Annotated in this window: 6 protein-coding genes and 1 tRNA gene; 1 reads left to right on the plus strand and 6 read right to left on the minus strand. The window is 44.2% G+C overall.

Going from position 1 to position 11,487, the window contains the following annotated elements; all coding sequences use genetic code 11:
* Positions 1-43: 43 nt before the first annotated feature.
* A tRNA-Gln gene (locus DBR43_RS12645) sits at positions 44-114 on the minus strand.
* Positions 115-529: 415 nt separating this feature from the next.
* Between DBR43_RS12645 and DBR43_RS12650 the strand changes: the two genes are divergently transcribed.
* Complete coding sequence (locus DBR43_RS12650) at positions 530-3,559, plus strand: DUF2723 domain-containing protein (RefSeq protein ID WP_124581327.1); 3,030 nt, start codon at positions 530-532, stop codon at positions 3,557-3,559.
* A 67-nt stretch (positions 3,560-3,626) separates the two neighbouring features.
* Here the strand turns inward: DBR43_RS12650 and DBR43_RS12655 are convergent, their stop codons facing one another.
* From DBR43_RS12655 to DBR43_RS12675, 5 genes are all read right to left on the minus strand, one after another.
* The gene (locus tag DBR43_RS12655) at positions 3,627-4,817 is read right to left on the minus strand and encodes a serine hydrolase domain-containing protein (RefSeq protein ID WP_158622492.1); all 1,191 of its coding nucleotides are present in this window, start codon (positions 4,815-4,817) and stop codon (positions 3,627-3,629) included.
* An 81-nt stretch (positions 4,818-4,898) separates the two neighbouring features.
* Positions 4,899-5,861: an acetyl-CoA carboxylase carboxyltransferase subunit alpha gene (locus tag DBR43_RS12660; protein WP_124581331.1), complete on the minus strand. Its 963-nt coding sequence runs from the start codon at positions 5,859-5,861 to the stop codon at positions 4,899-4,901.
* A gap of 28 nt (positions 5,862-5,889) precedes the next feature.
* Positions 5,890-7,425, minus strand: a complete 1,536-nt coding sequence (locus DBR43_RS12665) for a S10 family peptidase (protein ID WP_124581333.1) — start codon at positions 7,423-7,425, stop codon at positions 5,890-5,892.
* Positions 7,426-7,506: 81 nt separating this feature from the next.
* Positions 7,507-10,113, minus strand: coding sequence for an alpha-amylase family glycosyl hydrolase (locus tag DBR43_RS12670; protein WP_124581335.1), 2,607 nt, complete (start codon positions 10,111-10,113; stop codon positions 7,507-7,509).
* A 23-nt stretch (positions 10,114-10,136) separates the two neighbouring features.
* Positions 10,137-11,480: an MFS transporter gene (locus DBR43_RS12675; protein WP_124581337.1), complete on the minus strand. Its 1,344-nt coding sequence runs from the start codon at positions 11,478-11,480 to the stop codon at positions 10,137-10,139.
* Positions 11,481-11,487 lie beyond the last annotated feature (7 nt).

Genomic DNA, 11,487 nt, shown 5'->3' on the forward strand with positions numbered 1-11,487 from the left:
AAAAATCGGATTGTGAGTAAAACCACAATCCGAATATGTTTTGTTGCCCGACCAGGATTCGAACCTAGACAAACGGTACCAAAAACCGTTGTACTACCTTTATACTATCGGGCAATCTTTCCTTTTTAAAGCGTGATAGGCTTGCTTTGTAAGGGAATGCAAATGTACGCACATTTTTGATTTTTGCAAGGGCTCGCGCAAAAAAAATTAAAATAATTTAAGCACTCCGCTTCACAAGGGAAATAAATTATTTAAAATCAGGAAGTTGTAAATGATCTTTTTTTAAAACTTTTTTTTAAAAAAATTGAAGCAATGCATCCGGGCCTTCAAAAAGGCAAGGTTACTGAACCTGCTCCTCTAAAATAACCAGCGCTCTTTATAGTAACATATAAGTGATATAGTAATAAGTGCCCCCTATAGCACCGTTAAATTTGTTAAACTCCCCATTACTTTGTGCGTTTATCAATCTTATTCTTTATTTTCGGCTGCATTTTATTCGCGCGACTTTAATAACTATTCAATACAAAAAATGAATTATTCAAAAACCAACAACCTTACCGGCTGGATTTGTTTTCTGATCGCTACACTAACGTATGTCCTGACATTAGAACCCTCAGTGAGTTTCTGGGATTGCGGTGAGTTTATCGCTTCTGCCTTAAAAATGCAGGTAGTCCACCAACCGGGAGCCCCTTTGTTCCTGATGATCCAGCGGTTCTTCTCGCTCTTCGCTTTTGGTGATGTCACTAAAGTAGCCTACTTCATGAACGTAGGTTCTGCAATTGCCAGTGGTGCAACGATCTTATTCTTATTCTGGACCATCACCGCACTGGCGAAAAAAGTCCTGGTAAAAGAAAACGAAGAAGTCAGCAAATCTAACCTGATCTCTATTATGGGTGCAGGTATCGTAGGTGCGCTTGCTTATACCTTTTCCGACAGCTTCTGGTTTTCGGCTGTAGAGTCTGAAGTATATGCACTTTCTTCCCTGTTCACCGCCATCGTATTCTGGGGGATCTTAAAATGGGAAGCCAATGCCAATGAACCCCGTGCAGACAGGTGGTTGTTGTTCATCGCTTATATTATGGGTTTATCCATCGGGATTCACTTATTGAACTTATTGACCATTCCGGCAATTGCCTTTGTATATTATTTCAAGAAAACAAAAAACCCAACTACTTCAGGTACCATTAAAGCCGGAATTGTAGGGATTTTGATTCTTGCTGTGATCCAGTATGGAATCATACAATACCTGGTTTCATTTGGTGCCTACTTTGACTTGTTCTTCGTAAACACCCTTGGAATGGGCTTCGGTACCGGTGTGATTTTCTTTGCCATCCTATTGATCGGAGGCCTTACCTGGGGAATCAGGTACTCCATTAAACACGAGAAAAAGATCCTTAACCTGGCTTTACTGTCTACGGTACTGATCATTTTTGGTTATGGCTCATTTGCGATGATCATTATCCGTGCAAAAGCAAATCCTAACCTGAACAACAGTTCTCCTGACAATGCCTTCTCTTTCTTAGGCTATCTGAACAGGGAACAATATGGCGACAGACCTTTATTATTTGGTCCTAACTATAATTCTCAGGGCGTAAACGTAGTAGAAGGAAAAACACTTTATAGAAAAGGTGCTGAAAAATATGAAGTAGCCGGTAAAAAGACCGAGTACGAATATGACAGAACCACTCCATTCCCTCGTATGTACAGCGATGATCCGGGTCACGTTGCGTATTATAAAGACATGATGGGCTTTAGTGATGATCACTTCCCAAGTCTGATCGACAATGTCGGCTTCCTGATGTCTTACCAGATTGGACAGATGTACATGAGGTACTTTATGTGGAACTTTGTCGGCAGACAAAATGACGACCAGGGACAGGGCAGTATCTATGAAGGCCAATGGCTGAGTGGAATCAAGCCTATCGACGGCATCATGCTTGGAGATCAGAAAAACCTGCCTCCTTCCATCACAGAGAGCAATGCTTACAACAGGTTCTTCTTCCTTCCTTTAATTATGGGATTGTTAGGTGCGATATGGCATTTCAAACGCAATCAGAAAGATGCGGGAATTGTTGGCCTTTTATTCTTCTTTACCGGTATTGCCATCGTATTGTACCTGAATCAGAAACCAATGGAACCAAGGGAACGTGATTACGCTTACGCGGGCTCATTCTATGCCTTTGCCATCTGGGTCGGGTTTGGTGTCCTTGCCTTAAGGGAATGGGTCTTTAAGAAAATGACCCCGGCCACCGGAGGGATCCTGGCAACGGTAGCGGGTTTATTTGCTGCGCCGATCATTATGGCTGCCCAGGGATGGGATGACCATGACCGTTCTACGAAAATGGTTGCTCATGATATTGCAGTGGATTACCTGCAGTCCTGCGCGCCGAATGCCATCCTCTTTACTTATGGAGACAACGATACTTATCCCCTATGGTATGCACAGGAAGTGGAAAACATCAGACCGGATATCCGTTTGGTTAACCTGAGCTTATTTGATACCGATTGGTACATCAATGGAATGAAACGCAAACAAAATGAATCTGCGCCACTTCCGATCAGCATGAAAGAATCTCAGTATGTTCAGGGAGAAAGAGACGTGATGTATTATCAGGATAAAGATATCGCAGGAAATGTAGAATTAAAAACCATTGTAGAACTCCTGCTTTCTGAAAATAATGAGGATAAAGTTCCATTGAACGACGGAAGAAAAGTAAACTTCATTCCAACAAAGAACTTTAAACTAACGATCAATAAAGCCGAGGCCATCAAAAACGGTGCGGCAACTGCAGCGGATTCTGCAAGGATCGCCCCTGCATTGGAATGGACTTTCAATAAAGGTTATGTAACCAAAGGAACGTTGGCCATGTTCGACATCCTGGTACATAACGACTGGAAGAGACCAATTTACTTTGCAAGTACTGTTCCTTCTGATCAATACAACGGATTGGATAAATACCTGTATAATGAAGGCCTGGCTTTACGTCTGATGCCTTTCAAACCGGATACTGCGGCTGCTAAAAATGAGCAGCTTAATATTGCGCCACTATACAACAATGTGATGAACAAGTTTGTATGGGGTAATGTTAAAAACGCAAAATACCTGGACACACAATCAGGTGATGACATTTCAATCTTCACGAATGTATTCAACAATACTGTTTCAGGATTACTTAAAGAAGGTAAAACAGAAGATGCTAAAAAGGTAGTGAACCGTTATTTTGAAGTGATGCCGGAGAAATTCTATGGCATGCGTTCTATGATGGGTGCTTATTTTATGGCAGAAAACCTATACCTGCTGAATGATCAGAAAAGAGCAAACGCATTGATTGAAAGGTCAGCTACCTATATTGAAAAAGAACTGACTTACCTTGCCGATGTTTCTCAAAGCAAGAAGAAGTTTGTAGGTGGACAAAACGTTCAGCTGGGCATGTCCTTCCTGAACCAGATGGCAAGAACTGCTGCTGAATACAAGCAAACAAAACTCAGCAAGGACCTGAATGATAAGTTTGCGATGTTAGAAGCGAGATTCTCTGCTTTCTTTCCACCGCAACAATAAGATTTCAACTCCATAAAAAAAGAGCATTCCAATTGGGATGCTCTTTTTTTATGGAATGCTGTTTAGGCTATTCAGGAAAGGTAAAAGGCAATCCTGATAAGTAACGGCTGATCTTACGATAGGGATAATCTCCGGCTCCTCTAAGGGCAAACTGAACGATAATGGTATGTGTTAAGGGATCAACATATAAACGTTGCCCACGCATTCCCTCTGCGGCGAAATCACCATTGACTCCTTCCTGGGGAAGCCACCACAAATAGTTTTGCCGCGTCTTCTGCCAGCCTTTTACCGGAATTGCAGGATCAGACTTTGCATGAACAGATTGTGCTACCCAGTCTTCAGGAACGACCTGATGCCCGTTATACTTCCCCTTATTCAGGTACAACCTCCCGATTTTGGCCAGATCTATGGCTGTTGCCTGAAACCTGCTCGCGGTATTTGCCAATCCATCAACATGGTCCAGTCCCCAGCTTGCCCGGTGTGCGGCTCCGATTTTTTTCCAGATGTGATCCTGAAAGTAAGTGGCGGTCTTTTCCCCGGTTGCCTGCTCCAATGCCCAGCTGAGTAACATGACATCAACGCTTTTATACTTCCAGATCTTTCCCGGAGGATGAGCTGCTTTAAGCTTAGACAGCTCTTTTTTAAGATCCCGGGTATAATAGTATTTGGCCTCATCTGATAAAAAGGCAGCAATCAGTCCACCCTCAATGCCACTGAACTCCAGTCCTGATTTCATTTCCATCAGGTTCCTTAAAGTGATCTGGTCAAATGCAGGGTTCTCTTTCAATTCAGGAATATAGGTCAGCAGATGGTCGTCCAGGCTTTTGATCTTTCCTTCTTCAATTGCCTGTCCCAACATGATCGAGACCATTGACTTGGCTACGGAAAAAAGTGTGGTTAAGCCCGTATCACTATAGCCCGGCTTAAACTTCTGGTAAATCACTGTATCATTCCTGATCACCATAAAAAGGCAGATCTTTCCTGCTTCCAGATAATCTTTAAAAGGCATGCTTTTTTTATCCCGGTCAAAGACCAGGATCGTATCCAGGTCATTCCTCATCCTTTCTGCTTTTACGAAATGAAAAGGGCTATCTGCCGGATTGACGAACGTTTGTGGATATAGCTTATAGGTTTCCGCAGCAGGCGTCTGGTAGCGTAAAACACGGATCAGTTCCGGCCGCCGGATGAAGAGGATACAAAGGACCAGTACAAAAAGGGAGAGCATCCCGGCAAGGCCATATCCGATTTTCTTTATCATACGCATTTATAGAAAGTATTAAAAAGAAAAAGGCCGCAGTGTTGAGTTGCAGCCTTTTTCTTTTGATTTCTTTATAATGATTTATTCGTTTACCACACCCATTGCACAGAATTTATCAATTCTCTTGGTGATCATGGCATCCGTTTTTAATTTTTTAAGTTCTTTCAGGTCTTTTAAGATCTGTTCTTTCACTGTTTCGCCCATTGCCTCAGGATTCTGGTGTGCACCTCCCAGTGGCTCTTTAATGATGCCATCAATCAGTTGATTGTTGTACATATCATCGGAAGTCAGCTTCAGGCATTCTGCTGCTCTTTCTTTGTAATCCCAGCTGCGCCATAAAATAGAAGAGCAGGATTCCGGAGAAATTACAGAGTACCAGGTATGTTCCAACATATAGACACGGTCGCCGATTCCGATTCCCAACGCACCGCCCGAAGCGCCTTCACCTACTACAAAACATAGGATTGGTACTTTTAGCACGGACATCTCCAACAGGTTACGTGCAATTGCTTCTCCCTGTCCGCGTTCTTCCGCTTCCAGTCCGGGATAAGCACCCATCGTATCAATAAAAGAAATAACCGGTTTATTGAACTTCTCAGCAAGGCGCATTAAACGCAATGCTTTTCTATATCCTTCAGGATTGGCCATTCCGAAGTTACGGTACTGGCGTTCTTTCGTGTTTTTACCTTTCTGGTGTCCGATCACCATTACGGTCTGTCCGGCAATGCTTGCAAAACCGCCAATAATGGCTTTATCGTCCTTTACAGTCCTGTCGCCATGCATTTCGATGAAATCATCGCAGATCATGCTGATGTAATCCAGGGTTTGAGGCCTTTCAGGATGACGTGACATCTGAACTTTCTGCCATCCGGTAAGGTGGCTGTAAAGCGTTAACTGAGTCTCAGCTAACTTCTCTTCCAGTTCAGCTAGTGTCGCAGACATATCTACTTTGGTTTTATCGGCAACCTGTTTAACCTTTTCAATTTGCTGCGCCAATTCAGCTAAAGGTTTTTCGAAATCAAATGATGTTTTTATCTGTTCCATAAGTGGGCTGTAAAAATAGACATTTTATTTAAAACTTCGCAGGCACCCCGGGTTTAGGTAAAGATTTTAATATAAATTCACGGATATGGCGGTTTCCTTTAGCGAGATCTTCCTTCCTTAAATACATCATATGGCCGCTTTCATAGCCTTCAAAGCTCAATCTGTCTTTTAATCTGCCTCCCGGATCTAATTGCCACATGCTGTACTTTGCATTAAAATAATCGCATGCACCATCAAAATATCCCGACTGCACCATCACATTCAGATATGGATTTTGTGCCATTGCCTGTCGTAAGTTCTCTCCGGTCCTGTCGTTACTATTGTCCCAGGGCCTTACCGAACCAAACATATTGTACTTCAGGTCCGTTTTATAATTCAGCTCATTTCTAAGGTACATATTGATGGCAGGGGTAAAAGAATGCAACCAGGAAGTCAGCTCCGCATTGTAATCCGGGCGTTCACCCCCATCACTTTTATCGATCCCTTTATACCTGGAATCCAAACGGCCCACGGTAAAACCTTTATCCCGCAGCAGCTCTTTCCAGAAAAAGTTCGTCGACACATCCAGGTTATATTGTAAGATCACCTTTTCCGAAATTCCGGAATAGCGCGCCATCTTTGCCGCAATTTCTTTCTTTTTTTGTTCCGTCAGGAAATTGCCCCTCGCCATTGCCGGCAACAGCTCATTGATGGTAAACTCCTCCACTTCCGGTAGAAATGCCTCCAGTTTTTTCGACTGCAAATCTGCGGGAAGAGCTTTGTGATACCAGGCAGTAGCGGCATAATACGGCCAGCGTAAAGCTGCCTCTACAGGTCCGCTGCGCTCAATCCCCAGTTCTGTAGGAGAGACCAGGATCACACCGTTTAAATACATCCATTGGGAATTCTGAAGCTCCAGTGCCAGTCCCGAAACGCGGGTAGTTCCATAGCTCTCCCCGATCAGGAATTTAGGAGATGCCCATCGGTTGCTCCTCGTCACAAAAGTATTGATCCATTCTGCGAGGTATTTGATATCGGCATTAACCCCAAAAAACTTAGTTCCCGGAACATCTTTATTTGTTGGTCTTGAATACCCCGTATTGACCGGGTCGATGTAAATGATATCTGCAACATCGAGGATGGAGTTCGGATTTTCTTTATACCCATAAGGTTGCACCGGATACCCTTCATCGTCGATCTTTAAGACTACGGGTCCGGTATAGGCGATGTGCATCCATACAGAAGCAGAACCCGGGCCTCCGTTAAAGGAGATCACCAATGGCCTGCTGTCGCGGTTTTGAACATCGGAACGTTCATAATAAGTGTAAAACAGACCTGCAATTGCTTTTCCCTCTTCATCCCATACCGGCAGGGTTCCGGCAGTTGCCTTATAGGCAATGCGCTGTCCGTTGATGGTGGCCTGATGTTGGGTAACGACTGAACTTTCAGGAACGATGGTTCTTGAAGGGCTTACCGGTTCGGTCTTTGCAGTTGGTTCAGCTTTCGTTACGGGAGCTTTTTGTGCATATGAAATGTTAAAACAGCATACACAGGCCAATGCAAGGGTAAATACTTTTGTTCTCATTAGTGGTTTAGGTTGGTTTATGCATATAAATATCAAACTAAACACAATCAATGCATCCTATGCTTTAAAATTGTTACTCTTTTATCTGAGATACAGAGGCTTCCTGCTATATATATGGTATTCGCCGGGGCTCAGTGTTTTTGTATAAGTATTTCCGTTAAGGCTCAGCGTATTTCCTCCCGGCCATTCCTGCCATTGCCCGGGCTGTCCGAAATCAACGCTAAGTATTTGTTCCTTCACATCAAAATTACCAACCACCACTACTGTATTGTCTGCATTCGTTAATTTCAGGTATTTGGCAGGCCCGCTAAGTTGATACGTTGGGATACCCGTTTTGAAAATGGAATTGTTCGTTTTATAATTGATCAGGCTGGCATAGGCTGCCTTCAAAGAGAAACGTGCCGCCTGTCCGAGGTAGTCCCAGTGGATCGGTTTTTCGCCCGTTCTTCCGTTTTGTTCTATGGATACTTCATAACCCAGTTCTCCAAACTGCCACAACATCTTCGGCCCCGGAACAGAAAAGAAAAATGCTGCCGCCATCTCCTGACGCTTCAATGCGGTGGCCAGGTTTTTCACACTATAATTTCCCGAAGCATTGCCATAGCTCAGGTTTTTAAACATGAGCCGCTCTTCATCATGGCTCTCCATATAGCTGACCAGATTCTCCGACCTGCTAAAGCCATGCGTCCCGGAGAAAATGCGGGAGAAATCGGAGTTTTCCTGATAGCCCATCGTTGCCTGATTGAAACTTGCATTCACATTGTTCCAGAACATCATCCCTTCCTCAGAAAGTTCTTTTTCCTCCGCATCTGCAGCAAAATGTTCCAGAATGACATAGAAATTATCCGGATTATTGGTTTTAATAAATGAATTATAGTCTTTCCAGATCGCTACCCTACCCGGATCATAAGCACTCCATGCAGAAACGCCCGCATCCGTAGTTCCGGAGTTCTTTTGAGTGAAGCCTTTGGAAAGGTCAAACCTGAAACCATCGATCTGGTAGGTATCCATCCAGAACTTCAGCACATTTCGGACAAAGCTTTTCGTAGCCGGACTTTCATGGTTAAAGTCGTAACCCACATTAAAAGGATGGGTGGGCGTTGCATTAAACCAGGGGCTATTTGCCGCAGGTTTCCCGGAAGCTTCATCAAAGTACAATTGCACCATCGGCGACTGCCCAAAGGAATGGTTCAGCACCATATCCATGATCACGGCAATCCCCCGCCCATGGCACTCGTCTATGAATTGTTGTAATGCCGTCTTTGTTCCGTAATATTTATCCGGAGCAAAATAGAAGGAAGGGTTATATCCCCAACTGGAATTCCCCTCAAATTCATTGACCGGCATCAGTTCGATTGCATTCACATGGAGCTTACTGAGGTAGTCCAGTGTATCCCTCAGGGTATTGTAATTTGCATTTTTAAGAAAATCGCGAAGGTGGAGTTCGTAGATCACCAGATCGTTCTTTTCCGGTCTTTTAAAGTTTTTGTATTTCCAGGAATAAGCAGGCTGACTGCTCTGCATTACGCTCAGGATGCCCGAAGTCTTTCCCATTGGATAAGGCATGATGGAAGGGTAGCTCGAAGATGGAATTGCCCCATCATACTGAGGATCGATCACTTTTTCTGTATAAGGATCCGCAATTCTTAATTTGCCCTCTACTAAATATTGATAGGCATATTCCTTACCGGGCTGTAAATTATCAATCTGAACCCACCATTTGTTGCCATCGGGTGTCCTTTTCATAAAATAAGGAAGGCCAGACTGCCAGTCGTTAAAATCGCCTATGGCATAAACATATTGTTTGAAAGGGGCATATAAAGTAAGAATCGCCGATTTTCCACCATTGATAAAGACCACTCCTTCCTTTGCCCCTGCCGGCAATTCGGCCGTCTCCACAGCTCCGTTTAAAAGGAAAGTAAAAGATCGTTCTATGGTAGTCGTACCATCTGTTCCGCTCAGTTTCAGCTCGTGTCTTCCCGCAGCGTTCACTTTGACCTTTCCACTGATCTCTTTTGCATTTGTTGCCGAGGCAAAACCAACGCCATCCAGAGAAAGGTTCAATGTAGCTGCTTTTGAGGCAGCGCCGCTAACGCTCAGCTCCTCTCCGATCATTTGAATGCTGATCACCGGAACGGGATTGAAAGTAGGTTCAAATTCAGGAAGCTTAAACCTTATGCCGAGTTGATTGGCTTCATAAATGGGCAGGTATAGATCACTTTGGTCTTTGTTTCGTCCAACAATCTTTCCATCAGCAGTGCGGAACAACATCACCAGCTGGAGGATCTTCTCTCCCATTGGCACACCATAAAAACTCCGGGGACTCAGGCTGATTTGAAATTTCCCATTTCCAATGGCGGTCATTTTTGCCGCCGGGTCCGGGCTGCTGAAAGATGCACTTTTCAGATATTTCCAGTCGGCCGCTCCGGTACTTTTGTCGGTAATAACCCCGGTATAGATATAGATGTCTGCGGAAGTATTTTGTAAAGCAGCATTCCCTTTGGCAGCATCAAAAGTAAGGGTAAAAGTTTCATCCGCTGTGGGGAAATCTGTGGAAGTGGTCAGCAAACCAGTCTGTGAAATGACTACCGGTGCTGTTGTTCCGGGATCTTTACCAATTGGATCCGACTTCCTGCAGGCTGCAGCGAATACCATAAAAATCAATAAAAGGGCATATGTTTTTCTCATGGTATTCGTTTCAGCGTTTAGTTTTACAATTCTTTTTTATTTCGGATATACAGAACGGAGATGGCCCCGAGGAGCATAAATACCCCCGCCATAACGATGGCATAAATGGCCTTTCCATCGTAGAATTTTTCGACAATCAAACCGCCGAAGAAGCCATTGACAATTTGTGGCATCGTGATAAAGAAATTAAAGATTCCCATATAAACGCCCATTTTACGCGCAGGAATAGAACTCGATAAGATGGCATAAGGCATAGACAGGATACTTCCCCAGGCCAGGCCGATGCCGATCATAGAGAAGATCAGGTGTTGCGGATTGCTGATGAAATAAACAGACAGTAAACCTATGCCCCCTGCAGTTAAAGAGAAAGCATGTGCAATTTTCTTGCTCGTTGCTTTGGCTATGGAAGGCAACAGTAAGGCATAGATGGCAGACACCCCATTATAAATTCCGAAGAGGATACCGACCCAGTTTCCTGCATCTGCAAATTTCAGGGAAGAGGTATCAGCTGGAGCGACCTTATAAATGTGTTGAGCGATTGCCGGAGTGGTAAAGACCCACATCGAGAACAGGGCAAACCAGGAAAAAAACTGCACCAGGCCCAGTTGTTTCATCGTCAAAGGCATTTTGGAAAAATCCGTAAAAATAGACATGATCCCTTTATGCTCTTCTTCAACAGATTCTCCATGATAGCGTTCCATTTCTTCCGGCGGATATTCTTTTGTCGTGACTACGGTCCACAGGATGGTCAGTACCAATACCGCTGCCCCTACGTAAAAGGAATAGATCACATTATTCGGGATGTGTCCTTGTGCCGCTACTTTCGATACGCCTAAATATTCGGAAAGAATATAAGGCAGCCAGGAACCGGCGATGGCTCCGGCACCAATCAGAAAAGTCTGCATGGAAAAACCAAAGCTCCTTTGCTCTTCCGGAAGCTTATCTCCCACCAGTGCGCGAAAAGGTTCCATTGCCACATTGATGGAAGCGTCCATGATCATCAGCATCCCTGCCCCAATGATGATCGGCGGCAAAAGGCTCGCCATAGCGGCCGAATTGGGCATCAGAATTAAAGCAAGTGCTGTCAATACCGCGCCGATCAGAAAATAAGGTCTCCTCCTGCCAAACCTGTTCCAGGTCCGGTCGCTGTAATAACCAATAATCGGCTGAACGATCATCCCTGTCAGCGGTGCTGCCAGCCAAAACAGAGAAAGATGTTCTACATCTGCTCCGTAGGTTTGCAGGATTCTGGAGGCATTTCCATTCTGTAAAGCAAATCCAAACTGGATTCCGAAGAATCCGGCGCTCAGGTTAAATATTTGTAACGATGATAGTCTTGGTTTACTTACAGCAATTTTCTTTTCCATCGGGCAA

The sequence above is a fragment of the Pedobacter sp. KBW06 genome, from assembly GCF_003852525.1.
In the GTDB taxonomy this organism is placed as follows: domain Bacteria; phylum Bacteroidota; class Bacteroidia; order Sphingobacteriales; family Sphingobacteriaceae; genus Pedobacter.